Origin of the sequence: Streptomyces sp. NPDC048521 (assembly GCF_043199855.1) — a bacterium.
Taxonomy (GTDB): Bacteria; Actinomycetota; Actinomycetes; order Streptomycetales; family Streptomycetaceae; genus Streptomyces.
This window is the reverse complement of sequence record NZ_JBICWR010000016.1, coordinates 128,956-151,890: the sequence shown is the minus strand read 5'-3', so window position 1 is coordinate 151,890 and position 22,935 is coordinate 128,956. Positions and strand designations below refer to the sequence as shown.

Here is a 22,935-nt window from a genome sequence, read left to right as displayed (position 1 = left end):
CCACGGGCACCACGGGCAACCGCCGATGGACGTGCCCGTGGGGGGCTCAGCCGAAGACGGCCAGGCTCTTCGCCTTGCCCTTGTGCTGCTCGACGAGCGCGAGGAAGCGGCCCTCGGGGTCGAACACGGCGACGGGACCCGCGCCCGCGTACGCGTCGGGCATCTCCAGCCGGACACCGTTGAGCAGCAGCCGGGAGCGCTTGGCGTCCACGTCCCAGCGCGGGAACGCGGCCGCGGCGGCCTCGGCGATCGGCATCACGGTCAGCTCCTGCTGGAGCTGGTCCAGCGTCTTCGCCGTGTCGATCTTGTACGGCCCGACGCGGGTCCTGCGCAGCGCGGTGAGGTGGCCGCCGACGCCCAGGTCGGCGCCCAGGTCACGGGCGAGGGCGCGGATGTAGGTGCCGGAGGAGCAGACCACGGACACGATCAGGTCGAGGACCTGCGTGCCGTCCTCGGCGACGGCGTCCCGGACGTCGTACACCGTGAAGGAGGAGATGGTCACCGGGCGGGCGGGGATCTCGAAGTCCTCGCCGTCGCGGGCCCGCTTGTACGACCGTACGCCGTCGATCTTGATGGCGCTGACCTTGGACGGCACCTGCATGATGTCGCCGGTCAGCTTGGCGATTCCCGCGTCGATGGCGTCCCGGGTCACCTTGGACGCGTCGGTGGAGGAGGTCACCTCACCCTCGGCGTCGTCGGTGACCGTGTTCTGGCCCAGGCGGACAGTGCCGAGGTACTCCTTCTCGGTGAGGGCGAGGTGCCCGAGGAGCTTGGTGGCGCGCTCGACCCCGAGGACCAGGACGCCGGTCGCCATCGGGTCGAGGGTGCCGGCGTGACCGACGCGGCGGGTCCTGGCGATCCCGCGCATCTTGGCGACCACGTCGTGCGAAGTGAAGCCCGACGGCTTGTCGACGATGACGAGGCCGTCGGGCGTGGTGTGCTTCTGGGTCATTCCGCGGCGTCGCCGTCCGTGTCGGTCGTCTCGTCCGCCTCGTCGTCGGCCGGCTTGCGGTACGGGTCCGCGCCGCCCGCGTACGACGCCCCCGCGGACGCCTCGCGAACCTTCGCGTCGGACTGCCGCGCCTTGTCGAGGAGATCCTCGATGTTCCGGGCGGTGTCCGGCAGGGCGTCCGCGACGAAGGTCAGGGTCGGCGTGAACTTCACACCGGCCGCGCGGCCGACCTCGGAGCGCAGGATGCCCTTGGCGCTCTCCAGGCCCGCGGCAGCGGCCTTCCGCTCCTCGTCGTCCCCGTAGACCGTGTAGAACACGGTCGCCTCCCGCAGGTCACCCGTGACCCGGGTGTCCGTGATGGTGACGTTCGAGCCGAGCCGCGGGTCCTTGATCCCGCGCTGCAGCTTCTGGGCCACCACCTCCCGGATGAGGTCCGCCAGCCTTTTCGCCCGCGCGTTGTCGGCCACTGGTCCAGCTCCCGTTCTTTCTTTCTTCTTGCGTTCTGTGGTCTGGTCGTCGGCTGCCGTGTCAGCCGCCTGTCAGTCGTCCTCGCCGTGGAAGCGGCGTCGGACCGACAGCAGCTCCACCTCCGGACGGCCGGCGACCAGCCGTTCGCACCGGTCCAGTACGTCGGTGAGGTGCGCCGCGTCGCCGGAGACCATGGCCAGGCCGATGATCGCTCGCCGGTGGAGGTTCATGTGGTCCACCTCGGCCGCGCTCACGGAGTACTTCCGCTGGAGTTCGGCGACGATCGGGCGGACGACGGAGCGCTTCTCCTTCAGCGAGTGGACGTCGCCGAGGAGGAGGTCGAAGGACAGAGTCCCCACGTACATGTGTGTAGCCGGTTCACCCGCCGGTACGGGATCGATGGCCCCGGGTCCGTGTGGGCCGGGGACATCAAGAACCGTACCGCGTACCTGCCGGTGGCTCGACAGGGTTTCCTCCGGCCGTCGGCTGCGGGACCGCCTGGGGACTCCGCCCCCAGACCCCCGCTCGCCCACCCGCCGGCCCGTCTCGGCCGGCCGCCAGGGTGCCTTCACGCGACAGACCGAGCGGGCCGGAGCGGAAAGGTGGTCAAAAGGGCCGCTGGCCGACAGAACCGGAGTTCTGTCGGCCAGCGGCGAACCGTCGGCCGGTTACGCCCGCGGCTTCTCGCGCATCTCGTACGTCGCGATGACGTCGTCGACCTTGATGTCGTTGAAGTTTCCGAGGTTGATACCACCCTCGAAGCCTTCGCGGATCTCGGTGACGTCGTCCTTGAAGCGACGCAGACCCTCGATGTTGAGGTTCTCCGCGACCACCTTGCCGTCGCGGATGAGGCGCGCCTTGGTGTTGCGCTTGACCTCGCCGGAGCGGATGAGGACACCGGCGATGTTGCCCAGCTTGGACGACTTGAATACCTCGCGGATCTCCGCCGTACCGAGCTCGACCTCCTCGTACTCCGGCTTGAGCATGCCCTTGAGGGCCGCCTCGATCTCCTCGATCGCCTGGTAGATGACCGAGTAGTAGCGGACGTCCACGCCCTCGCGCTCGGCCATCTGCGCGGCACGGCCGGCCGCACGGACGTTGAAGCCGATCACGATGGCGTCCGAGCCCATCGCCAGGTCGATGTCCGACTCCGTGACCGCACCGACACCACGGTGCAGGACGCGGATGTCGACCTCTTCGCCGACGTCGAGCTGGAGCAGGGAGGACTCCAGGGCCTCGACGGAACCAGAAGCGTCACCCTTGATGATCAGGTTCAGCTGCTGGACCTCGCCGGCCTTGAGCACCTTGTCCAGGTCCTCGAGCGACACGCGGCGCGTGCGCTTGGCGAACGCGGCGTTGCGCTCACGGGCGGCGCGCTTCTCGGCGATCTGACGGGCCGTACGGTCCTCGTCGACCACCAGGAAGTTGTCACCCGCACCCGGGACGTTGGTCAGGCCGAGGACCTGGACCGGCGTCGACGGGCCCGCTTCGGCCACGTTGTTGCCGTTGTCGTCGAGCATGGCGCGCACGCGACCGTAGGCGTCGCCCACGACCATCGTGTCGCCGACCCGCAGCGTGCCTCGCTGGACGAGGACCGTCGCCACGGCACCACGGCCGCGGTCGAGACGGGACTCGATCGAGATGCCCTGCGCGTCCTGGTTCGGGTTGGCCCGCAGGTCGAGCGAGGCGTCGGCCGTGAGGATCACGGCCTCCAGCAGCGAGTCGATGTGCAGACCCTGCTTGGCGGAGATGTCGACGAACATGGTGTCGCCGCCGTACTCCTCGGCCACCAGGCCGTACTCGGTCAGCTGACCGCGCACCTTGGTCGGGTCGGCACCCTCGACGTCGATCTTGTTGACCGCGACCACGATCGGCACGTCGGCCGCCTTGGCGTGGTTGAGCGCCTCGACCGTCTGCGGCATGACGCCGTCGTTGGCCGCGACGACCAGGATCGCGATGTCGGTCGACTTCGCACCACGGGCACGCATGGCGGTGAACGCCTCGTGACCCGGGGTGTCGATGAAGGTGATCTTGCGCTCTTCGTCATTGACCTCGGTCGCGACCTGGTAGGCACCGATGTGCTGGGTGATGCCACCGGCCTCGCCCGCGATGACGTTCGTCTTGCGGATGGCGTCGAGCAGGCGGGTCTTACCGTGGTCGACGTGACCCATGACGGTGACGACCGGCGGGCGGACCACCAGGTCCTCCTCGTCGCCCTCGTCCTCGCCGAACTCGATGTCGAAGGACTCGAGCAGCTCGCGGTCCTCCTCCTCGGGGCTGACGATCTGAACCGTGTAGTTCATCTCGTCGGCGAGGAGCTGCAGGGTCTCGTCGGAGACGGACTGCGTGGCCGTGACCATCTCGCCGAGGTTCATCATGACCGCGACGAGGGACGCCGGGTTGGCGTTGATCTTCTCCGCGAAGTCGGTGAGCGACGCGCCGCGGGAGAGACGGATGGTCTCGCCGTTGCCGCGCGGCAGCATCACGCCGCCGACGCTCGGGGCCTGCATGGCCTCGTACTCCTGGCGCCTCTGCCGCTTCGACTTGCGGCCGCGACGCGCGGGACCGCCGGGACGGCCGAAGGCGCCCTGCGTGCCACCACGGCCACCGGGACCACCGGGACGACCGCCGAAGCCGGGACGGCCACCGCCGCCACCGCCGGGACCACCGGGACGACCGGCGAAGCCGCCACCACCGCCACCGGGACCACCGGGACGACCGGCGAAGCCGCCACCGCCGCCGCCACCGGGACGACCGGCGAAGCCGCCGCCACCCGGACGACCGCCGCCGCCACCGGGACGACCGCCGCCACCGGGACCACGACCGCCGGGGCCACCGCCACCGGGACGCGGGCCGGCAGCGGGACGCTGCGGCATCATGCCGGGGTTGGGACGCGGACCGGCCGGGCCGGGACGCGGACCGCCCTGCGGACGGGGCATGCCGGCCGGCGACGGACGGGAACCGCCCGCAGCCTGCGGACGCGGACCGCCGCCCTGGGCGCCGGGCGCCTGCGGACGGGGACCGGCGCCGGGGGCACCGGGGCCGCCCGGACGCGGGCCGCCCTGCGGACGGGGCGCCTGGGGGCGCGCCATGCCGGCGTTGCCGCCGGAGGTGAAGGGGTTGTTGCCCGGGCGCGGACCGGCCGGACGGGCACCGCCGGGACGCGGGGCCTGGCCGCCGGGACGTCGGTCGCCCTGGCCCGGACGGGGCGCCTGGCCCTGACCGGGAGCCGGACGAGAGCCGCCGGGCTTCGGGGCACCCGGACGGGCGCCGGGACGCGGACCCTGGGCGGCCGGAGCCTGCGGGGTCTGCGCGGCCGGGGCAGCCGGCGGAGCGGTGAACTCCGGGGCGGCCGGGGCCGGGCGCGGCGCGGGCTTGGGACCCGGCACCGGACGCGGGCCGGAGGCCGGCGCGGGTGCCGAGGGGGCCGACGGGGCCGACGGGGCGGCCGGCTGCTGGGCAGCCGGAGCCGTCGGAGGCTTGGGAACCGCCGGCTTCGGGGCAGCCGGACGGGCCGCCTGCGCCGGAGAGGGCGCGGCGGGCTTGGGGGCAGCCTTGCGCGGGGCGGGCTTACCGGCGGACTTGCCGTTGCCACCGCCCTGGAAGGCGTCGGTCAGCTTGCGTACAACCGGCGCTTCGATCGTGGAAGACGCCGAACGGACGAATTCACCGAGTTCCTGGAGCTTGGCCATGACGACCTTGCTCTCGACACCGAACTCCTTGGCGAGTTCGTAGACCCGGACCTTAGCCACTTCGCTCCTTTGAGGTCCGGGTTGAAGCCGGACCGTCGCTAGTTCATGGGCGTACTCATCGCGTACTCATCGAGTGCTCATCGCAATCTCGACCTGCTTTCGACTCGCGAGGTACCAGGCCGCACGGTGTTCCGTACGGCTCGTCTTACGGTGTTGCCTGCTCGGCAACTCTTGTCTGCTCGACGTATTGGCGCAACGCCTTTGTGTCGAGCGCTCCCGGGGCGCGCAGTGCCCGCGGGAACGCCCGGCGGCGTACCGCCTGGTCGAGACAGACCAGGGCGGGGTGTACGTAGGCACCCCGGCCGGGCAGCGTACCGCGAGGATCGGGAACGCACGCGTCCTCGATCTTCACGATCCGCAGGAGATCGTTCTTGGCCGCCCGCTCCCGGCACCCCACACAGGTGCGTTCTGGGCATGCTCGGGTGTGCGTCCGGCCAGACACGGTTAAGTCTACCTCCCCGTACCGACCTCACCCCTTTGGGGCAGAGATCGAACGGTTGTTGTCGTAATCCAAGCGGCCTGCGGCCGGGATCTATTCCCCGCCGCCCACCGGGCCCTGCCCTACTCCGCGACCTGCTCGGTGTCGGGCCGGATGTCGATCCGCCATCCGGTGAGCCGGGCCGCGAGGCGGGCGTTCTGGCCCTCCTTGCCGATCGCCAGCGACAGCTGGTAGTCCGGCACGGTCACCCGGGCGGAGCGGGCGGCCATGTCGACGACCTCCACCTTGCTCACCCGAGCGGGTGACAGGGCGTTCGCGACCATCTCGGCCGGGTCGTCCGACCAGTCGACGATGTCGATCTTCTCGCCGTTCAGCTCGCCCATCACGTTGCGCACCCGGCCGCCCATGGGGCCGATGCAGGCGCCCTTGGCGTTCAGGCCCGAACGGGTGGACCGTACCGCGATCTTGGTGCGGTGACCGGCCTCACGGGCGATCGCGGCGATCTCCACCGAGCCGTCGGCGATCTCCGGCACCTCCAGGGCGAAGAGCTTCTTCACCAGGTTGGGGTGCGTACGGGAGAGGGTCACGGAGGGACCGCGGACGCCCTTGGCGACCCGGACGACGTAACTGCGCAGCCGCAGGCCGTGCGGGTAGGTCTCGCCGGGCGCCTGCTCCTGCACCGGAAGGATGGCCTCGAGCTTGCCGATGTCCACGAGCACGTTCTTCGGGTCGCGGCCCTGCTGGACCACACCGGTGACGATGTCGCCCTCGCGGCCGGCGTACTCACCCAGCGTCGCGTCGTCCTCGGCGTCGCGCAGCCGCTGCAGGATCACCTGCTTGGCGGTGGTCGCCGCGATCCGGCCGAAGCCGGACGGGGTGTCGTCGAACTCGCGGGCCTCCTGACCCTCCTCGAGGTCCTCCGGGTCCTCCTTCGCCCACACGGTCACATGCCCGGTCTCCCGGTTGAGCTCCACGCGCGCGTGCCGGCGGCTTCCCTCGGTGCGGTGGTAGGCGATGAGGAGGGCCGACTCGATCGCCTCGACCAGCAGGTCGAAGGAGATCTCCTTCTCCCGAACCAAGCCCCGCAGGGCGCTCATGTCGATGTCCACGGCTACGCCTCCTCCTCTTCCTTCATGTCCTTCTTGTCCTTGCGGTTGAACTCGACCTGCACGCGCGCCTTGGCGATCTCCGGGAAGCCGAGTCTGCGGGCGGTGGCCTTGCGGCCCTTCACGCCGGGCACCTCGACGTCGAGGCCCTCCTCGTCGACCTGCTGGATCCGCGCGACCAGCTCGCCGCCCTCGGTCAGCTGGAACTTCACGAGCCGGTCGGTGGCGCGCACGAAGTGCCGGTGCTCGGTGAGGAGGCGCTCCGCGCCGGGGGTTCCGACCTCGAGGTCGTACGCGTCGTCGCCCATCGCGTTGGTCTCGTCGAGCTTCGCCGAGAGCGCGCGGCTCACATCGGCGATCGCGTCCAGATCGGCTCCGGTGTCGGAGTCGACGGTCACGCGCAGCACCCGCTTGCGTCCGACGGAGTCCACGGCGATCTCTTCGAGATCCAGCCCCTGGGAGGTGACGAGCGGTTCGAGCAGCTCTCGCAGCCTCTCGCTCTGGGTGGTGCTCATCCGGGTGACTCCTCGGCCGCGTGTGCTGTTGTGGGATGGGTCGCGTGTCTGGTGAAAGGGTATCCGGTCGCGAGGAGTGATGCCGTCCACCTGTGTACGGGCGGTGCCGGTGAGTGGTGTGCGAGGGGTGCGCGGGTACGGTGATCACGGGCGGGCCGCCCGCCGGCTGTTCTTCCTCCGTTGCCCCCTCCGTACGAGTTCCCCGAGGACGTCTGCAGTGCCGTACCCCTCCTCTCTCCGCGGCCCCTCTGGGCCGCGCAGAAGAACCCTGCTCGCCTCGGCCGCCGGTGCGGCCCTGCTGGCGGGCTGCTCGGCCGATCCGGACTCCGGCGGCGACGGCCCGTCGGCCACCGACCGGGCACGCGCGCGTGCGGCCCAGGACAGCGCCGGGCTGCTGCAGCGGTACGACGCCGTGCTCGCCGCCCACCCGGCGCTGGCGGAGCGGCTGCGGCCGCTGCGCGCCGAGGTGGCGGCGCACGCGGAGGCGTTCGGCGGCGCCAAGGCCACGAAGTCCCCGTCTCCCACGGCCACGGCCTCCACGGCGTCCCCGCCTGTCGTGCCCGCCACGGAGAAGGACGCCCTCGCCGATCTCGCGACCGCCGAGCGGACCCTCGCCGACCGGCGGGCGAAGGCCCTGCTGGACGTGCCCGGCGAGCTGGCCCGGCTGATGGCGTCGGTGGCGGCGGCCGGGGCGGCGCACGCGTACCTGCTCAGGGAGGGGGCCAGGTGACCGTCGACGCCGGGCACAGCGGAAGCGGCGCACGCCGTGGCACCGACAAGGGGGCGGAAGTGAGCGAGAAGGCGAGGCAGGCCGAGCTGACCGCGCTGCAGGCGGCGCTGGCGGCGGAGCACGCGGCGGTGTACGGGTACGGCGTCGTCGGCGGCAGGATCGGCGAACGGGGTCGCACCGAGGCACGGGCAGCGTACGACGCCCACCGGGCGCGCCGGGACGCGCTGGTGCGCGAGGTGCGCGAGCTGGGCGGCGTGCCGGTCGCCGCGAGCGCCGCCTACGCGCTGCCGTTCCCGGTGCCGGACGCGACGGCCGCGGTACGGCTGGCCGCCCGGCTGGAGGAGCGGGTGGCCGGGGTGTACTCGGACCTGGTGCGGGCCACGACGGGCGCGCGGCGCGGCGCGGCGGCCGCGGCGCTGCGGGAGGCCGCGGTGCGGGCGGTGCGCTGGAGCGGGCAGAGCGTAACCTTCCCTGGTCTCGCCGAGCGGTCCTCCGGCGAGGGGACGGGCGCCGCCGGCACGACCCCGGCGCCTTCCGCCTCGGCGTCCCCTTAGGCCCCGCCTACGGACCCGGACACCGCCCGGACCACACGCCGCCCACGGCAGCCCGGCGCGGACCCGGGTGCTGACCGGACCACACTGGTGGCGGCAGCCCAGCCGGCGGCCGGGTAGGACTTCGACAGGAAGGGAACGACTCGCGCATGGTTTTCGAACCGCCGCAGCGCCTGGTGCGGGCGCTCGGTGAGACCGCACCGGCCGGGGACGACTGGCTGGCGCGGCTGCCCGAGACGGCCGGGCGGGCCGTCGCCCGGCGCGAGTTGACCGTCGAGCGGATCCAGGTACCGGGTGGCCGCAGCAGCCTGGTGGTGCTGGTCCGGCAGGCGGACGGCACCCCCGCGGTGCTGAAGCTGGCCCCGTCGCGGTCCCGGCCCGAGAGCGAGCGGGCGGCGTTGGCGCACTGGGCCGGCCTGGGCGCGGTACAGCTTCTGGCGGCGGACCCCGAGGACGCCACGGAGGGCGCGCTGCTGCTGGAGCGGCTGCACCCGGATGTGTCGGTGCGGTCGCTGCCGGAGGCGAGGGCGCTGCTGGAGGCGGCGGGGACGCTGCGCAGGCTGTGGGTCGAGCCGCCGGCCGGTCACGTCTTCGAGACCGTCGCGGAGCGCACCGGGCGGCAGGCGGCGGCCATGCGGGCGGGCGCCGAGGCCGACCCCGAGACGGCGCCACTGGTCGACGCGGCACTCACGGCCCGCGAGGAACTGCTGGCCGCACCGCCGGAGCACCGGTTGCTGCACGGCACGTTCCGGCAGAGCAAGGTGCTCGCCGGGGAGCGGATGCCGTGGCTCGCGGTGGGCCCGGACCCGGTGGTCGGCGAGTCCGCCTTCGACCTGGCTCGGCTGGTGCGGGACCGGGTGGAGGACCTGATCGCGACGCCGTCGGGCCCGGCGACCACGCGGCGCCGTATCAAGCGCCTCGCCGAGTCCCTGGAGGTGGATCAGGAGCGGCTGCGGGGCTGGACGCTGTTCCGGGCGGTGGAGTCGGGGGTGCGGGCGCTGCGCGTGGGGCGGCCGAAGGACGGGGAGTTGCTGCTGGAGTTCGCGGGCTGGCTCTAGCCGTCTTCCCGTCTTCGGGGGGTCTGGCCGTCTCGCGGGGGTCTGGCCGTCTCGCGGAGGTCTGGCCGTCTGGCGGAGGCATGGCGGTTCGTCCGCTGCGGGCCGGTGGGGGCGAGGGTGCGTGGTTCCCCGCGCCCCCCTTTTTTCTTCCGTCCGAGCCCCCGTTCCGCGGCGTGTGATCGGACGGTCCTGAACCGCAGCACGCCCGCAAGGCAGTCCCGGACCGGGGCCGGAGGTCATGGTTGCCGCAACGGCCCGGCCGGTCGGCTGGGGTCCTCGGGGGAATCCCGAGGGTGCCGTCAGCCGGCCGACCGGGTCGGGTGGCTCCGCTACGCCGTCAGGCGGGCGATCGCGTCCTCGACCGTCAGCTCCTCGCGCTCACCGGTCTTGCGGTCCTTCAGCTCCAGGACGCCCTCGCCGGAGCGGCGGCCGGCCACCAGGATCTGCGGTACGCCGATCAGCTCGGCGTCGGTGAACTTCACGCCCGGGGAGACTCCGGCGCGGTCGTCCACCAGGACGCGGACGCCCGCGGCGGCCAGCTTCTCGGCGACGTCCAGCGCCAGCTCCGTCTGCAGCGCCTTGCCGGCTGCGACGACGTGCACGTCGGCCGGGGCGACCTCCTTGGACCACACCAGGCCCTTGTCGTCGGCGGTCTGCTCGGCGAGGGCGGCGACGGCGCGGGAGACGCCGATGCCGTAGGAGCCCATGGTGACGCGGACCGGCTTGCCGTTCTGGCCGAGCACGTCCAGCTTGAGGGCGTCGGTGTACTTGCGGCCCAGCTGGAAGATGTGGCCGATCTCGATGGCGCGGTCCAGCTTCAGGCCGGTGCCGCACTTGGGGCAGGGGTCGCCGTCCTGGACCACGACGACGTCCACGTACTCGTCGACCTCGAAGTCACGCCCGGCGACGACGTTCCTGGCGTGTGTGTGCTCCTTGTTGGCGCCGGTGATCCAGGCGGTGCCGGGGGCCACGCGCGGGTCGGCGATGTACGTGACCTTCTCGCCGAGGCCCTGCGGGCCGACGTAGCCGCGGACCAGGTCGGGGCGGCCGGCGAAGTCCGCCTCGGTGACCATCTCGACGGCGGCCGGGGCGAAGTGCGCCTCGACCTTGTCCAGGTCGACCTCGCGGTCGCCGGGCACGCCGACGGCGACGATCTCGCCGTCCACCTTGACCAGCAGGTTCTTCAGCGTGGCGGAGGCCGGGACGCCGAGGGAGGCGGCGAGGGTCTCGATGGTCGGGGTGTCGGGGGTCGGGATCTCCTCGAGCGCGGGCACGGCCGAGCCGTCGACCGGCTTCAGCTCGTAGGTGATCGCCTCGGTGTTGGCCGCGAAGTCGCAGTTCGGGCAGTCCGCGAAGGTGTCCTCGCCGGCCTCGGCCGGGGCGAGGAACTCCTCGGACTTGGAGCCGCCCATGGCGCCGGCGGTGGCCGCGCAGATGCGGTAGTCGAGGCCGAGGCGCTCGAAGACGCGCTGGTAGGCCGCGCGGTGCAGGGCGTAGGACTTCGCGAGGCCCTCGTCCTCCAGGTCGAAGGAGTACGAGTCCTTCATCAGGAACTCACGGCCGCGCAGGATGCCGGCCCGGGGGCGGGCCTCGTCGCGGAACTTGGTCTGGATCTGGTAGAGGATCACCGGCAGGTCCTTGTAGGACGTGCACTGGTCCTTGACCAGGAGGGTGAAGATCTCCTCGTGGGTGGGGCCGAGGAGGTAGTCGCCGCCCTTGCGGTCCTTCAGCCGGAACAGCTCCTGGCCGTACTCCTCCCAGCGGCCGGTCGCCTCGTAGGGCTCGCGCGGCAGCAGGGCGGGCAGGGACACCTCCTGGGCGCCGATGGCGTCCATCTCCTCGCGGACGATCCGCTCCACGTTGGCGAGGACCTTCTTGCCGAGGGGCAGCCAGCTCCAGATGCCGGCGGCGGTGCGGCGGACGTAGCCGGCGCGGACGAGGAGCTTGTGGCTGAGGACCTCGGCGTCCGCCGGGTCGTCGCGCAGCGTCTTCGCCATCAACTGGGACATGCGCTGGACCGGTGCGTTGGCCATGGTTCTCGTACTCCTGCCGGGTAAGGGTGATGGCATAGGAGGTTAGCCGGGCCGACTGTGCCGGTGGAAATCGGTTAAGGGTGAACGTCCCTACGTGCGGCGCAGGGGCAGGGGGGCGCCCATCACCGCGTACGGCCTGGGTGCGCTCGGGAAGTGGACCTGGCGGGCGAGGTCGACGTAGCCGAGGGAGCGGTAGAGGCCGCGGGCCGGGCTGTCGGCGTCGATCGCGGAGAGTATCGAGCGGGGTTCGGTGGCGGTGTCGGTGATGGTGGTGATCAGGCGCCGGCCGATGCCGCGGTTCTGGTGGTCGGGGTGGACGTGCAGCTCGGTGATGACGAAGGAGTCGTCGAGCCAGAAGTCCTTGCCGCCCGCGCGGAGGTACGGCTCCACGACGGTGGACCACCAGTGGGTGCGGTTGTTGGGCATGCCGTAGACGAAGCCCACGAGGTGGCCGCCGACGGTCGCTCCCAGGGCTCGCGCTCCTTGGTATTGCATGTGCCGCTGGACGATCTGGCGGCGTACGGCGACTTCGTCGGGGCCGAGCCCGAAGGCGACGGCCTGGACTGCCAGGGCCTCGTCTACGTGGGCTGCGAGGTCCAGGGGGCCGATCACGAGGTCCATGCGGGGAGCGTACAGGGGGGTGCTTGTGACGCGCCGGGGTCGGGTCGATCGTGGTGGCCCGCGCCCACGTGTCGCGGCCGCGTATCAGTACGGTCCGCGCCCCTCCGGGCCGGCCGCCCGCGCCCCTAGAAGAGAACGCTCATGAAGGCGCCCACCTCTTGGAAGCCCACCCTGAGGTACGTCCTTCTCGCCGCCGTGTTGAAGTCGTTCACGTAGAGGCTGACCACCGGCGCCACGTCCGTCAGGGCGTAGCGCAGGACCGCCGCCATGCCGGGGCCCGCCAGGCCCCGGCCCCGGTATTCGGGGGCCACCCACACGCCCTGGATCTGGCAGGCCTGGGAGGTCGCCGCGCCGATCTCCGCCTTGAAGACGACCTTGCCGTGGTCGTCGAGGCGGGCGAAGGAGCGGCCGGAGCCGACGAGTTCGGCGACGCGGGCCTGGTAGAGCAGGCCGCCGTCACCGGCCAGCGGGGAGACGCCGACCTCCTCGGTGAACATCGCCACGCACGCCGGCATGATCGTTTCCATCTCGTCCTTGCGGACGCGGCGGACGTAGGGGTCCGGGGCGATGTCGGCCGGCATGCGGTCGGTGACCATGAGCGGCTGGTGGGCGCGGACCTCGCGGGCCGCGCCCCAGTGGGGTTCCAGCAGGCGCCACAGCTCGGCGGTGGGTCCGGCGGGGCCGACGATGGAGGAGCAGCGGCGGCCGGCCCGGCGGGCGCGGTCGGCGAAGGCGCGGACGGCGCGCGGGGTGGCGCAGATCGGGACCAGGTTGGCGCCCGCGTAGCACAGCGACGTGAGCATGCCGTCCTCGTACCAGCCCCACATCTCGCCGCCGAGCCGCCACGGGTCGAGGCCGGCGACCTGGACCCGGGAGGTCACGAAGGCGTTCGCGACCGGCTCGCGGTCGAGGACGGCGAGCGCGGCGTCCAGGTCGCTCGGTTCGAGCACCCGTGAGGTGGTCTGGGTCAACACGTGCGGGGCCTCACCGTGGGGTTCTGCTGATCTCCGCACTATAGCTGCGCCGGCTTGGCCGTGCGCCTCCCACCTCGGGGGCCTGGTCCTCCGGCGGCCGCGGGTCGTCTCGGGCTTGCCGCGCAGTCCGCCGCGCCCCTTCGGGGCGGTGGAGCTCAGTCCGCCACCGAGACCGACGGCTCGCCCGAAGCGACGCCGTCCTTCTCCATCTGCTCGGCCAGCTTCATGGCCTCCTCGATGAGGGTCTCCACGATCTTGGACTCGGGGACGGTCTTGATGACCTCGCCCTTGACGAAGATCTGGCCCTTGCCGTTGCCGGAGGCGACGCCGAGGTCGGCCTCGCGGGCCTCGCCCGGACCGTTCACGACGCAGCCCATGACGGCGACGCGCAGCGGGACCTCCATGCCGGTCAGGCCGGCGGTGACCTCTTCGGCGAGCTTGTAGACGTCGACCTGGGCGCGGCCGCAGGAGGGGCAGGAGACGATCTCCAGGCCGCGCTGGCGCAGGTTCAGCGACTCCAGGATCTGGATGCCGACCTTGACCTCCTCGGCGGGCGGGGCCGACAGGGAGACGCGGATGGTGTCGCCGATGCCCTGGGAGAGGAGGGCGCCGAAGGCGACAGCCGACTTGATCGTGCCCTGGAAGGCGGGACCGGCCTCGGTGACACCGAGGTGGAGGGGGTAGTCGCACTGCTCGGCGAGCTGGCGGTAGGCCTCGATCATGACGACCGGGTCGTTGTGCTTGACGGAGATCTTGATGTCGCGGAAGTCGTGCTCCTCGAAGAGGGAGGCTTCCCACAGGGCGCTCTCGACCAGGGCTTCGGGGGTCGCCTTGCCGTACTTCTGGAGCAGGCGGCGGTCGAGCGAACCGGCGTTGACGCCGATGCGGATCGGGGTGCCGTGATCCTTGGCGGCCTTGGCGATCTCCTTGACCTTGTCGTCGAACTGCTTGATGTTGCCGGGGTTGACGCGGACCGCGGCGCAGCCGGCCTCGATGGCGGCGAAGACGTACTTGGGCTGGAAGTGGATGTCCGCGATGACCGGGATCTGCGACTTCTTGGCGATGGTCGCGAGGGCGTCGGCGTCGTCCTGGGTGGGACAGGCGACGCGGACGATCTGGCAGCCGGAGGCGGTCAGCTCGGCGATCTGCTGGAGGGTGGCGCCGATGTCGGACGTGCGGGTCGTGGTCATCGACTGGACCGAGACGGGTGCGTCTCCGCCGACCGCCACGCTTCCGACCTGGATCTGCCGGCTCTTCCGGCGCTCGGCGAGCTTGGTCGGAACGGACGGCATGCCGAGAGAAATCGCAGTCATCTGCTGTGCAACCCCAAGGTCGTGGATCAAGGTCCGGTCCCGTGAACGGCGGGCTCCAGGCTTCGAGATTACGGCACGGGCCCCTGCGCCAGCACATCCCACCCGCTAAACCCACCCGATGGTCGGGGCCCGGAACCACAAGGGTTCCGGGCCGCCTGGATCATCGGATGACTAGGAGATCTTCACGGGGTTGACGAGGTCGGCGATCAGCACGAGGACGGTGAAACAGACGAAGATCCCGGCCACCACGTAGGCCACCGGCATCAGTTTCGCCACGTCGAACGGACCGGGGTCCGGCCGGCGCAGCACCCGCGCCACGTTCCTCCGCAGGGCCTCCCACAGGGCGCCCGCGATGTGCCCGCCGTCGAGCGGGAGCAGCGGGAGCATGTTGAACAGGAACAGCGAGAGGTTGAACCCGGCGAGCAGCATCACGAACATCGCCACCTGCTGGGAGGCGGGGATGTCCAGGGTGGCGATGTCGCCGGTGATGCGGGCGGCGCCGACAATGCCCACCGGGGAGTCCGGCTCGCGCGGGCCGTCGCCGAAGGCCGCGTCCCACAGGGCGGGGATCTTGCCGGGCAGGGCGGCGAGGGAGTCGACGGCGTCGCCGACCCGGTCGGTCATCCAGGTCACGGAGTCGCCGAAGTCCAGTCTCACCACGCCGCTGGCGGAGCTGAAGCCGAGGAAACCGGCCTTGACGTACTTGCCCTGGACGTAGGTGCCGCTGGAGTCCTTCTTGGCGACCAGGTTGGTGGCGATCTTCGCGTGCAGGGTCAGCTGCCTGCCGTCGCGTTCGACGACGATCGGCACGGTCTTGCCGGCGCTGTCGCGGATGAGGTCCGAGAGGGTGTTCCAGTCCTTGGTGGACCTGCCGTCGAAGGAGACGATCCGGTCGCCCTTGTGCATGCCGGAGGCCTGGGCCGGAGAGGCCGGGTCGGACTTCTTGCAGCTGTCGCGGTTCTCGCTCTGGGCGATGACGCAGGGCGAGACGGAGGCGACGGTGGTGGTCTGCTGCTGGATGCCGAAGCCCATGAGCACGGTGAAGAACAGACCGATCGCGAGAACCAGGTTCATGAAGGGTCCCGCGAACATGACGATGACGCGCTTCCACGGCTTGCGCGTGTAGAACATGCGCGTCTCGTCACCCGGCTTGAGTTCCTCGAACGCGGCCGAGCGGGCGTCCTCGATCATGCCGCGCCACGGGGAGGTGGAGCGGGCGGAGACCCGGCCCTCGCCGTCGGGCGGGAACATGCCGATCATGCGGATGTAGCCGCCGAGCGGGATGGCCTTGATGCCGTACTCGGTCTCGCCCTTGTTCCGCGACCAGATGGTCGGGCCGAAGCCGACCATGTACTGCGGGACGCGGATGCCGAAGAGCTTGGCCGTGGACAGGTGCCCCAGCTCGTGCCAGGCGATCGAGACGAGCAGGCCGACCGCGAAGACCGCTATGCCGAGGATGAACATCAAGGTCGTCATGCACGCGCCTCCGCGGTCGCCGTCGTGGCTGTGAGTTCGCGGGCCCGGGCCCGCGCCCAGGTCTCCGCTTCGAGGACGTCCGACACGGTGAGCGAGGTTCCCGTGACCGGGGTGCCGTGCTCCTCGACCACCCGGGTGACGGTCTCCATGATCCCGTTGAAGGGCAGCGCGCCGCCCAGGAAGGCCTCGACGCACTCCTCGTTGGCCGCATTGAACACCGCCGGCGCCGTCCCCGCGAGCTGCCCCACGTGCCGGGCGAGGTTCACCGAGGGGAAGGCCTCGTCGTCGAGCGGGAAGAACTCCCAGGTGGAGGCCTTGCTCCAGTCGAAGGCGGGCGCCGCGTCCGGGACGCGTTCGGGCCAGCCCAGGCCGATGGCGATCGGCCCGCGCATGTCGGGGGGCGTCGCCTGGGCGATCGTGGAACCGTCGGTGAACTCGACCATCGAGTGGACATACGACTGCGGGTGCACGACCACCTCAATGCGGTCGAAGGGAATGTCGTAGAGGAGGTGTGCCTCGATGACTTCCAGTCCCTTGTTCACCAGGGTCGCCGAGTTGATCGTGATCACCGGGCCCATCGCCCAGGTCGGGTGGGCGAGGGCGTCCTCGACGGTGACGTCCGCCAGCTCGGCCCTGGTCCGGCCGCGGAAGGGGCCGCCGGAAGCGGTGACGACCAGCTTGCGCACGTCGGCGCGGGTGCCGGAGGCCAGGGCCTGGAAGAGGGCGGCGTGCTCGGAGTCGACCGGGATGATCTGCCCGGGCTCGGCGAGCGCCTTGACCAGCGGGCCGCCGACGATCAGCGACTCCTTGTTGGCCAGCGCGAGGGTGCGGCCGGCCTCCAGGGCGGCGAGGGTGGGCGCGAGGCCGATGGATCCGGTGATGCCGTTGAGCACGGTGTGGCAGGCGGAGGCCGCGAGCTGGGTGGCCGCCTCCGGTCCGGCGAGGATCTCCGGCAGCGGCTCCCCGGGGCCGAACTCGGCGGCGAGCGCCTCGCGCAGGGCGGGTGCGGCAGCCTCGCGGGCGACCGCGACGGTGCGCACCCGCAGCCGGTGCGCCTGCTCGGCGAGAAGGCCGACCCGGCCGCCGTTCGCGGACAGGGCGGTGACCCGGAAACGGTCGGGGTTGCGCAGCACGAGGTCGATGGCCTGGGTGCCGATGGATCCGGTGGAGCCGAGGATCACCACGTCCTTGGGGCCGTCCCCGGCGAGGGGGTCGTAGACGAGGTGCGGGTCGGCGAGTGGTGCCGGATGGGCGGGACTGTCGGTCATCCCCCCATTGTCGCCGCAAGCGGCGGCCGTCAGGACAGCGCGTCCCTCGGGCGGGTGTGTGAACGGCTTTCGTCGACGGACGGAACGTTCCTCCCGCTGTGAACCACTGGTGAAGATCACGGGCCGGCGGGTCGGCACGGGCCGGTGGTGGGCCGGCCCGTGCGCTGTCCGGACAGCACACCTAGGGCCCGAAGGGGCGGCGGGCGTTCTCGCGGGCGGAGGGTCCGGGGGTCGCGTCCGCGATCCACGGGCCGTCTCCGGAGGGGTCGAGGATGCCCTCCTCCACCCATTCGAACGCCCCGCCGAGGACCCCCTTGACCACCGTGCGGTCGAGGTCGTCGGTGTTGGTCCACAGCCGGCCGAAGAGTTCCTCGATCCGGATGCGGGCCTGGCGGCAGAAGACGTCGGCGAGCAGGTAGGCCTCGCGGCCGTGCTCGCCCCGGCTGCGCAGCAGCTCCGCCCGGACGCAGGCCGCGCTCATGGCGAACAGTTCGGCGCCGATGTCCACGATCCGGCCGAGGAAGCCCTGCTTGGTCTCCATCCGGCCCTGCCAGCGAGACATGGCGTAGAAGGTGGAGCGGGCCAGCTTGCGGGCGGTCCGCTCGACGTAGCGCAGATGGCCGGACAGGTCGGTGCCGTGCTTGAACTCGCCGTAGGAGGTGGGGAGCTGGCCGGGGCCGGCGATCAGTTTCGGCAGCCACTTGGCGTAGAAGACACCCGCGTTCGCGCCCGCCCTCGCCTTGTCGGACAGGGACTTGTCCGGGTCGATGAGGTCACCGGCGACCGAGAGGTGGGCGTCGACCGCCTCCCGGGCGATGAGGAGGTGCATGATCTCCGTCGAGCCCTCGAAGATGCGGTTGATACGCAGGTCGCGCAGGATCTGCTCGGCCGGGACACCGCGCTCGCCCCGCGCCCGCAGCGACTCCGCCGTCTCGTAGCCGCGGCCGCCGCGGATCTGGACCAGTTCGTCGGCCATCAGCCAGGCCATCTCGGAGCCGTAGAGCTTGGCGAGGGCGGCCTCGATGCGGATGTCGTTGCGGTCCTCGTCGGCCATCTGCGAGGACAGGTCGAGGACGGCCTCGAGGGCGAAGGTGGTGGCCGCGATGAAGCTGATCTTGGAGCCGACGGCTTCGTGCAGCGCGACCGGCTTGCCCCACTGTTCCCGCTCGGCCGCCCACTCGCGGGCGATCTTCAGGCACCACTTGCCGGCGCCGGCGCACATCGCGGGCAGCGAGAGCCGGCCGGTGTTGAGGGTGGTGAGCGCGATCTTCAGCCCGGCGCCCTCGGGGCCGATGCGGTGGGCGGCGGGGACCCGGACCCGGTGGAAGCGGGTGACGCCGTTCTCGATGCCGCGCAGGCCCATGAAGGAGTTGCGGCTCTCGACGGTGACGCCCTCGGCGGTCGCCTCCACCACGAACGCGGTGATGCCGCCCTTGTGGCCGTCGGACTTCGGCACCCGCGCCATGACCACGAGCAGGTCTGCGACCACCCCGTTGGTGGTCCACAGCTTGACCCCGTCGAGGACGTAGTCGTCGCCGTCGGGGACGGCGGTGGTGGCGAGGCGGGCCGGGTCGGACCCGACGTCCGGCTCGGTGAGCAGGAAGGCGGAGATGTCGGTGCGGGCGCAGCGGGGCAGGAAGGCGTCCTTCTGCTCCTGGGTGCCGAACATCTTCAGCGGCTGCGGTACGCCGATCGACTGGTGGGCCGAGAGCAGCGCGCCGACGGCGGGGCTCACGGAGCCGACCAGGGCGAGGGCCTTGTTGTAGTACAGCTGGGTGAGGCCGAGACCGCCGTACTTGGGGTCGATCTTCATGCCGAGGGCGCCGAGTTCCTTGAGCCCGGCCACGACCTCGTCGGGGATGCGGGCCTCGCGTTCGATGCGGGCGGAGTCGATGGCCGTCTCGCAGAACGCGCGCAGCCTGGCCAGGAACTCCTCGCCGCGCCGGACGGACTCGTCGTCGGGGAGCGGGTGGGGGTGGATGAGGTCGAGCCGGAAGCGCCCGAGGAACAGCTCCTTGGCGAAGCTGGGCTTGTGCCAGTCCTGCTGCCGGGCGGCCTCCGCCACCTGACGGGCCTCGCGCTCGGTGACGGTGGTGCGTGGGGTGGTGGTGGCGGACATTGAGGCTCACCTCGCCGCGAAGAGGGATGATTGCGGATCGTTCCTTACCGACCCGTGCTACTGGATCGTTGGTACCTGAAACGGGGCGACCCCACCACCCCTCAGGCGCCGTTCGGCGTAGGCGGACCCGGTCGGTGGAGACATACTTGCCCCACGGCTCCGTCGACTCCCGGAAAAGCTGTCGAAGCGCTTCGACAGCTTGTGGACACCGAGTACGCTGGGGGTACTGTCGAAACACCCTCATTCACCCTGATCAACACCGCGCCCCTGTCGAAGCGCTTCACAAAGCTTGGAGAGCTGGATGGTCACCCTTGCCGAGGTCGCCCAGCACGCCGGAGTCTCGGCGAGCACGGTGAGCTACGTCCTCAGCGGCAAGCGGTCCATCTCCGCGACCACGCGGCAGCGGGTCGAGCAGAGCATCCGGGAACTCGGCTACCACCCGAACGCGGGCGCCCGCGCCCTGGCCGGCAAGCGGTCGAACATCATCGCGCTGATGGTCCCGCTGCGCACCGACATGTATGTGCCGGTGATGATGGAGATCGCCATCGCGGTGGCCACCACGGCCCGCACCCACGGCTACGACGTCCTGCTGCTCACCGGCGAGGAGGGTCCCGACGCGGTGCGCCGGGTCACCGGCAGCGGTCTCGCCGACGCGATGATCCTGATGGACGTCCAGCTGGAGGACGACCGGCTGCCGCTGCTGCGCGGGACCGACCAGCCCTCCGTCCTGATCGGCCTGCCCGCCGACACCACCGGTCTGACCTGCGTGGACCTGGACTGGAGTGCGACGGGCGCGCTGTGCGTGGAGCATCTCGCCAAGCTCGGGCACCGTGACATCGCTGTCATCGGGGAGGCCCCGGCCGTCTACGAGCGGCACACGGGTTTCGCCGAACGCACCCTCGACGGACTGCGCTCCCGGGCCCGGGAGGCGGGCCTCCGGCTGCTGCACCGGCCGTGCGAGAGCGGGTACGACGCGATGGCCCTGACCCTGGCCCGGGTCTTCGACGAGCGCCCGGGGACGACCGGCTTCGTGGTGCAGAACGAGTCGGCGGTGGAGCCGCTGCTCGCGCTGCTGCGCCAGCAGGGCCGGGCCGTTCCCGAGGACGTGTCCGTGGTCGCGATCTGCCCGGACCAGGTCGCCGTCCAGGCCTCGGTGCGGCTGACCTCGGTGGCCGTCCCCGCGCAGGAGATGGGCCGGCACGCCGTGGAGCACCTGGTGGCCAAGCTGGACGGGCGGGGCAGCGACGAGGTCGTGCTGCTCGCGCCCGAGCTGACGGCACGGGCGAGTTCGGGACCGGCGCCGGTCGCGTAAGGGGGCCGGTCCCGCGGGGGAGGGCCGGCCCCGAATCCTTGGCGACCTTGCTCGGCGTGCGTATGGCCATGGTGTCCCTTCCATGGGTGGGGGGAGGTGCTCCAGTCACCGCGCCCCCAGGGTGAGGACGCGGTCTTCTCCGGCGACGACGTCGAGCGGCTGGGCGCCGGAGGAAGTCCGCATGACCCTCGCCACCCCCAGCCGGCCCCTACGCCTACACCACCTTGAGCGCCGGCATGGCCGCCGAGGGCGTGCACGACGTCCACCTTCGGCTGCGCGGCCCGCTGCGGCTCGCGCACGTCGGCTTCTGACGGTCGAGGGTCCGGAAAGGGGCCGGCACCAGGAAGGGGCCCGGCACCGGAAGGCAGCGGTGCCGGGCCCTGCACGAGCGGGCGGACCCGCACCACGTCAGACTACATGAAAACGGTTCCCATTAACGCCCGATGGCGGGCGCCCGCTCCTCCCCGCGGGCAACAGGAACGGCCGGTGCCCCCGCACAGTGGGCACCGGCCGTTCCGTCCGACCTGTCCGTGGCAGGTCAGAGCGCGAGACCGGTCAGAACCAGCACGCGCTCGTAGGTGTAGTCCTCCATCGCAAACCGTACGCCTTCGCGGCCCACACCGGACTGCTTGGCGCCGCCGTACGGCATCTGGTCGGCACGGTAGGACGGGACGTCGCCGATCACCACGCCACCGACCTCCAGGGCGCGGTGGGCACGGAAGGCCACCTGCAGGTCATGGGTGAACACGCCTGCCTGGAGGCCGTACCTGGAGTCGTTGACCGCGGCGAACGCCTCGGCTTCGCCGTCCACCTTCTGCACGGTGAGGACGGGCCCGAAGACCTCCTCGCAGGACAGGGTCACACCCGCCGGTACGTCGGTGAGGACGGTCGGCGCGTAGGAGGCGCCGTCGCGGTCACCGCCGGTGAGCAGGGTGGCGCCGGCCGCGACCGCCTCCTTCACCCACGACTCGACGCGCTCGGCGGCGGCCTCGCTGACCAGCGGGCCGACATCGGTCTTGGGGTCGGACGGGTCACCGGTGACCTGGGCCTCGACGGCGGCCACGATGCGCGGCACCAGCCGGTCGTAGACGGAGGCGTCGGCGATCACACGCTGCACGGAGATGCAGGACTGGCCGCCCTGGTAGTTGGAGAAGGTCGCGATGCGGTTCGCGGCCCAGTCCAGGTCCTCGTCGCTCGCGAAGTCCGCCAGCACGACGGCCGCGCCGTTGCCGCCCAGCTCCAGGGTGCAGTGCTTGCGCGGTACCGAGTCCATGATCGCGTAACCGACCTTCTCGGAACCGGTGAAGGAGATCACCGGCAGGCGCTCGTCCTGGACGAGGGCGGGCATGCGGTCGTTGGGGACCGGCAGGATGCTCCAGGAACCCGCGGGCAGCTCGGTCTCGGCGAGCAGATCACCGAGGATCAGACCGGAGAGCGGGGTGGCCGGGGCGGGCTTCAGGATGATCGGCGCACCGGCGGCGATGGCCGGGGCGACCTTGTGGGCGCAGAGGTTCAGCGGGAAGTTGAAGGGCGCGATGCCGAGGACGACACCCTTCGGGAAGCGCCGGGTGAGGGCGAGACGGCCCTGGCCACCGGCGTCCGTGTCGAGCCGCTGGGCCTCGCCGCCGTTGAACCGGCGGGCCTCCTCGGCGGCGAACCGGAACACGGAGACGGCACGGCCGACCTCGCCCCGGGCCCACTTGATGGGCTTGCCGTTCTCGGCGGAGATCAGCTGGGCGATCTCCTCGGTGCGCTCCACCAGCCGCCTGCTGACGTGGTCGAGGGCGGCGGCACGCACGTGCGCCGGGGTGGCGGCGAAGTCCTCGCGGACGGCGTACGCGGCGGCCACGGCCTCCTCGACCTGGGCGTCGGTCGGCATGCTGACCTTGCCGACGAGCCGGCCGTCCCACGGGGACGTGACGTCGAAGCTGTCCTCGCCGGTGACCTGGCGGCCGGCGAGCCAGAAGGCGTGGGTGGAAGTCATGTGAGTCCCGGCCCTTCCGCGTTGGGGGTGTGCTTGGCTTTCGTGCTCCACGGTAGGGCGGAGGCGGCCGGGGGTCGCTTGTCCGAGTCGTAGCAGTCGGGACGAGAGGCACGCCGGAATGTCGGAGTCCCCTCCCGACCACCCGAACTACGGTCGCCGCCCGCATCCTGGCCACCCGAGTCCCGCCCGCCGACCGCGTCCTGGCCACCCGCACCCAGCCACCGCCCGCCTCCGGACCGCCGGGGCCCAGCCACCGGCCGCCTC

General features: G+C 71.6%; 19 protein-coding genes. 4 read left to right on the top strand and 15 right to left on the bottom strand.

Annotation, left to right across the window (positions count from 1 at the left end):
• Window positions 1-46: 46 nt before the first annotated feature.
• The 7 genes from truB to rimP all read right to left on the bottom strand — a co-directional run bounded on the left by truB (window position 47) and on the right by rimP (window position 7,232).
• Window positions 47-952, bottom strand: coding sequence for a tRNA pseudouridine(55) synthase TruB (truB, locus tag ACGFRF_RS31400; protein WP_393745733.1), 906 nt, complete (start codon window positions 950-952; stop codon window positions 47-49).
• On the bottom strand, window positions 949-1,419 hold the full coding sequence (rbfA, locus tag ACGFRF_RS31395) for a 30S ribosome-binding factor RbfA (protein ID WP_393745731.1): 471 nt from the start codon (window positions 1,417-1,419) through the stop codon (window positions 949-951). Before rbfA ends, truB begins: the two co-directional genes overlap by 4 nt.
• A gap of 72 nt (window positions 1,420-1,491) precedes the next feature.
• Window positions 1,492-1,785 (bottom strand): DUF503 domain-containing protein, encoded by a 294-nt coding sequence (locus tag ACGFRF_RS31390; protein ID WP_393745729.1) that lies wholly within the window; start codon window positions 1,783-1,785, stop codon window positions 1,492-1,494.
• A 303-nt stretch (window positions 1,786-2,088) separates the two neighbouring features.
• Complete coding sequence (infB, locus tag ACGFRF_RS31385; protein ID WP_393745727.1) at window positions 2,089-5,172, bottom strand: translation initiation factor IF-2; 3,084 nt, start codon at window positions 5,170-5,172, stop codon at window positions 2,089-2,091.
• Between the two features lie 145 nt (window positions 5,173-5,317).
• Complete coding sequence (locus ACGFRF_RS31380; protein WP_393745726.1) at window positions 5,318-5,614, bottom strand: YlxR family protein; 297 nt, start codon at window positions 5,612-5,614, stop codon at window positions 5,318-5,320.
• Between the two features lie 119 nt (window positions 5,615-5,733).
• Window positions 5,734-6,720: a transcription termination factor NusA gene (gene nusA / locus ACGFRF_RS31375; RefSeq protein WP_393745724.1), complete on the bottom strand. Its 987-nt coding sequence runs from the start codon at window positions 6,718-6,720 to the stop codon at window positions 5,734-5,736.
• Between the two features lie 2 nt (window positions 6,721-6,722).
• Window positions 6,723-7,232 carry a ribosome maturation factor RimP gene (gene rimP, locus ACGFRF_RS31370; protein WP_393745722.1) on the bottom strand — a complete coding sequence of 170 codons (510 nt, stop codon included), beginning with the start codon at window positions 7,230-7,232 and terminating at the stop codon, window positions 6,723-6,725.
• Between the two features lie 217 nt (window positions 7,233-7,449).
• Between rimP and ACGFRF_RS31365 the strand changes: the two genes are divergently transcribed.
• The 3 genes from ACGFRF_RS31365 to ACGFRF_RS31355 all read left to right on the top strand — a co-directional run bounded on the left by ACGFRF_RS31365 (window position 7,450) and on the right by ACGFRF_RS31355 (window position 9,571).
• Window positions 7,450-7,962, top strand: coding sequence for a hypothetical protein (locus ACGFRF_RS31365; RefSeq protein WP_393745720.1), 513 nt, complete (start codon window positions 7,450-7,452; stop codon window positions 7,960-7,962).
• 59 nt (window positions 7,963-8,021) lie between these two features.
• Window positions 8,022-8,516, top strand: coding sequence for a ferritin-like domain-containing protein (locus tag ACGFRF_RS31360; protein ID WP_393745795.1), 495 nt, complete (start codon window positions 8,022-8,024; stop codon window positions 8,514-8,516).
• Window positions 8,517-8,662: 146 nt separating this feature from the next.
• Window positions 8,663-9,571: an aminoglycoside phosphotransferase family protein gene (locus ACGFRF_RS31355; RefSeq protein ID WP_393745718.1), complete on the top strand. Its 909-nt coding sequence runs from the start codon at window positions 8,663-8,665 to the stop codon at window positions 9,569-9,571.
• 329 nt (window positions 9,572-9,900) lie between these two features.
• Here the strand turns inward: ACGFRF_RS31355 and ACGFRF_RS31350 are convergent, their stop codons facing one another.
• From ACGFRF_RS31350 to ACGFRF_RS31320, 7 genes are all read right to left on the bottom strand, one after another.
• The gene (locus tag ACGFRF_RS31350) at window positions 9,901-11,604 is read right to left on the bottom strand and encodes a proline--tRNA ligase (RefSeq protein WP_393745716.1); all 1,704 of its coding nucleotides are present in this window, start codon (window positions 11,602-11,604) and stop codon (window positions 9,901-9,903) included.
• 90 nt (window positions 11,605-11,694) lie between these two features.
• The gene (locus ACGFRF_RS31345) at window positions 11,695-12,225 is read right to left on the bottom strand and encodes a GNAT family N-acetyltransferase (protein ID WP_393745714.1); all 531 of its coding nucleotides are present in this window, start codon (window positions 12,223-12,225) and stop codon (window positions 11,695-11,697) included.
• 125 nt (window positions 12,226-12,350) lie between these two features.
• Window positions 12,351-13,199 (bottom strand): GNAT family N-acetyltransferase, encoded by an 849-nt coding sequence (locus ACGFRF_RS31340; protein ID WP_393745712.1) that lies wholly within the window; start codon window positions 13,197-13,199, stop codon window positions 12,351-12,353.
• A 155-nt stretch (window positions 13,200-13,354) separates the two neighbouring features.
• Entirely contained in the window at window positions 13,355-14,512 is a 1,158-nt protein-coding gene (gene ispG / locus ACGFRF_RS31335) for a flavodoxin-dependent (E)-4-hydroxy-3-methylbut-2-enyl-diphosphate synthase (protein ID WP_393745710.1), read from the bottom strand.
• Between the two features lie 171 nt (window positions 14,513-14,683).
• Complete coding sequence (locus ACGFRF_RS31330; RefSeq protein ID WP_393745708.1) at window positions 14,684-15,988, bottom strand: M50 family metallopeptidase; 1,305 nt, start codon at window positions 15,986-15,988, stop codon at window positions 14,684-14,686.
• On the bottom strand, window positions 15,985-17,256 hold the full coding sequence (dxr, locus tag ACGFRF_RS31325) for a 1-deoxy-D-xylulose-5-phosphate reductoisomerase (protein ID WP_393745706.1): 1,272 nt from the start codon (window positions 17,254-17,256) through the stop codon (window positions 15,985-15,987). Before dxr ends, ACGFRF_RS31330 begins: the two co-directional genes overlap by 4 nt.
• A gap of 181 nt (window positions 17,257-17,437) precedes the next feature.
• Window positions 17,438-19,375: an acyl-CoA dehydrogenase family protein gene (locus ACGFRF_RS31320; protein WP_393745704.1), complete on the bottom strand. Its 1,938-nt coding sequence runs from the start codon at window positions 19,373-19,375 to the stop codon at window positions 17,438-17,440.
• A 301-nt stretch (window positions 19,376-19,676) separates the two neighbouring features.
• On the opposite strand from ACGFRF_RS31320, the gene ACGFRF_RS31315 reads away from it, so the two are divergent.
• Window positions 19,677-20,687 (top strand): LacI family DNA-binding transcriptional regulator, encoded by a 1,011-nt coding sequence (locus ACGFRF_RS31315; protein WP_393745702.1) that lies wholly within the window; start codon window positions 19,677-19,679, stop codon window positions 20,685-20,687.
• A 538-nt stretch (window positions 20,688-21,225) separates the two neighbouring features.
• Here ACGFRF_RS31315 and ACGFRF_RS31310 read toward each other — a convergent pair.
• Entirely contained in the window at window positions 21,226-22,671 is a 1,446-nt protein-coding gene (locus ACGFRF_RS31310) for an aldehyde dehydrogenase family protein (RefSeq protein WP_393745700.1), read from the bottom strand.
• Between the last annotated feature and the right edge of the window lie 264 nt (window positions 22,672-22,935).

What these genes read in the sequence shown, in the direction of transcription:
- ACGFRF_RS31310 (WP_393745700.1), bottom strand. Translation starts at nt 22,671, where the DNA reads ATGACTTCCACCCACGCCTTCTGGCTCGCCGGCCGCCAGGTCACCGGC.
- rimP (WP_393745722.1), bottom strand. Translation starts at nt 7,232, where the DNA reads ATGAGCACCACCCAGAGCGAGAGGCTGCGAGAGCTGCTCGAACCGCTC.
- ispG (WP_393745710.1), bottom strand. Translation starts at nt 14,512, where the DNA reads ATGACTGCGATTTCTCTCGGCATGCCGTCCGTTCCGACCAAGCTCGCC.
- ACGFRF_RS31320 (WP_393745704.1), bottom strand. Translation starts at nt 19,375, where the DNA reads ATGTCCGCCACCACCACCCCACGCACCACCGTCACCGAGCGCGAGGCC.
- truB (WP_393745733.1), bottom strand. Translation starts at nt 952, where the DNA reads ATGACCCAGAAGCACACCACGCCCGACGGCCTCGTCATCGTCGACAAG.
- ACGFRF_RS31350 (WP_393745716.1), bottom strand. Translation starts at nt 11,604, where the DNA reads ATGGCCAACGCACCGGTCCAGCGCATGTCCCAGTTGATGGCGAAGACG.
- ACGFRF_RS31330 (WP_393745708.1), bottom strand. Translation starts at nt 15,988, where the DNA reads ATGACGACCTTGATGTTCATCCTCGGCATAGCGGTCTTCGCGGTCGGC.
- ACGFRF_RS31390 (WP_393745729.1), bottom strand. Translation starts at nt 1,785, where the DNA reads ATGTACGTGGGGACTCTGTCCTTCGACCTCCTCCTCGGCGACGTCCAC.
- ACGFRF_RS31355 (WP_393745718.1), top strand. Translation starts at nt 8,663, where the DNA reads ATGGTTTTCGAACCGCCGCAGCGCCTGGTGCGGGCGCTCGGTGAGACC.
- ACGFRF_RS31315 (WP_393745702.1), top strand. Translation starts at nt 19,677, where the DNA reads ATGGTCACCCTTGCCGAGGTCGCCCAGCACGCCGGAGTCTCGGCGAGC.
- ACGFRF_RS31345 (WP_393745714.1), bottom strand. Translation starts at nt 12,225, where the DNA reads ATGGACCTCGTGATCGGCCCCCTGGACCTCGCAGCCCACGTAGACGAG.
- dxr (WP_393745706.1), bottom strand. Translation starts at nt 17,256, where the DNA reads ATGACCGACAGTCCCGCCCATCCGGCACCACTCGCCGACCCGCACCTC.